1 protein-coding gene is annotated in these 1,820 nt (G+C 44.8%); it reads left to right on the top strand.

What is annotated here, in order from left to right; all coding sequences use genetic code 11:
- Positions 1-1,724, top strand: a 1,724-nt coding sequence (tnpC, locus tag FYJ59_RS13790; RefSeq protein WP_154498914.1) for an IS66 family transposase, incomplete at its 5' end; no start/stop codon positions are given.
- Positions 1,725-1,820 lie beyond the last annotated feature (96 nt).

The raw sequence follows: 1,820 nt of genomic DNA, 5'->3' as shown, positions 1-1,820 counted from the left end.
CCCCGAAAATTCGCTTGTTTCCTTCATTTATGCTACAATACTCTCATGGGAAGGAGGTTTATCGCATGCTTGAATTATCCGAAGAACAATTAAACAATCTTAACAAGGATGCTCTTGTTATCATTGCCTCTTCCCTGCAAGATCAGCTCCGTTCCATGGCACAGCAACTGGAAAATGCCAATGCAAGACTGGATGATAACAACCGCCAGATTGAGCTCCTTACCGAACAGATTCGTATCATGAATCAAAGGCATTTTGGTAAGAAAGCCGAATCCGGTCTCTCTGACATGGAAGGACAGCTTACACTTTTTGACTCCTTTAATGAAGTCGAAGGTTTTCAAAAGAAAGATTTGCCGGAGCCCACCATAGAAGAGGTTACCATATCTTCCTACCGCCGTTCTAAAGCAAAAGGAAAACGCGAAGCGGATCTGGACGGTTTGCCCGCCAGAATCTTTGAACACAAACTTTCTGATGAAGAACTCGCCGAAAAATTTCCTGATGGCTACAAGGAACTTCCGGTGGAAATCCACAAGCGTCTGCATATCATTCCGGAAACCTTTATTGTTGATGAGCATCACGTTCATGTTTATGCTTCCAAAAGTAATGACGGCACTATCATCAGGGCTAAGCGCCCCGTAGATTTATTCCGAAATAGTATCGCCACCCCTGCACTGGTCGCATCCATCATCAACGGTAAATACGTGAATGCTCTTCCGTTGGAAAGGCAATCCAGAGCTTACAAGTGCAACGGCATTAACCTTTCCACCAACACTATGTCTAACTGGGTCGTAAATAGCACGGAACGTTATCTTTCCCTTATCTATGATCGCTTGCACGAACTTATCTATGAAAACAAGGTAATTCATGCAGACGAGTCACCGGCCAAGGTAATGCGCATTGAAAATGCTAAGATAAAGGGTGGCAAGAAAACCTATATGTGGGTTTACCGCAATCGTCCCATGCACACCACACACCCTATCGTTCTTTTCGATTGGCAGGCTTCCAGAAAATCCGACCATCCAAGGGAATTCCTGAAAGACTTCTCCGGTACCGTTGTTACTGACGGTTATCAGGTCTATCACAAACTCGCTGATGAAAGGGAGGATCTCAAGGTTGCCGGCTGTTGGATTCATGCAAGGCGTCCTTTTGCAGATTTTATCAAGTCCGTCGGGCTAAAAACTGCCAAAGGCACTGTGGCTCAGGAAGCCTACGACATGATTACCGACATCCTTCACACTGATAACGAATTCGATGATCTGTCTAACACCGACAGGAAAAAGCAGCGTCAGGCTAAACTTCAGGAGAAGGTTGACGCTTATTTCGAATGGGTAAAACAAAAGTACAATCAGGTCACCCATAACAGTACCATCGGAAAAGCCCTCGCTTACAGCATCAACCAGGAAAAATACCTTCGTGTTTTCTTAACTGACGGAATGATTCCTCCCGACAATAACTATGCGGAACAGGCTATCCGCCCATTTACCATCGGCAGAAAGAACTTCGTTCTCATGGAATCCGATAATGGTGCTAAAGCCAGCGCCATGCTTTACAGCCTTGTAGAAACAGCCAAGGCCAATGAGGTTAACACCTATCAGTATCTGGAACTACTTCTTACAGAGATTCCAATGCACATGGATGATGACAACCTGAAATTCCTGGATGAACTGCTCCCCTGGTCTCCCCGGGTGCAAAAGGAATGTCCCAGCCGGTATAAAAAGAAATAAATTTTCAAAGTGCAGTTTAAATATATAAAAAACCATCTCAAGCCCTGCAGCAATGCGGGGTTTTATGCTTGGTAGTACTCATGATTGAGGGCTTAC

Source organism: Waltera intestinalis (assembly GCF_009695995.1).
Classification (GTDB): Bacteria; Bacillota; Clostridia; order Lachnospirales; family Lachnospiraceae; genus Acetatifactor; species Acetatifactor intestinalis.
Note: the sequence above shows the minus strand (reverse complement) of the source record. Positions and strands in the feature narration are given on the sequence as shown.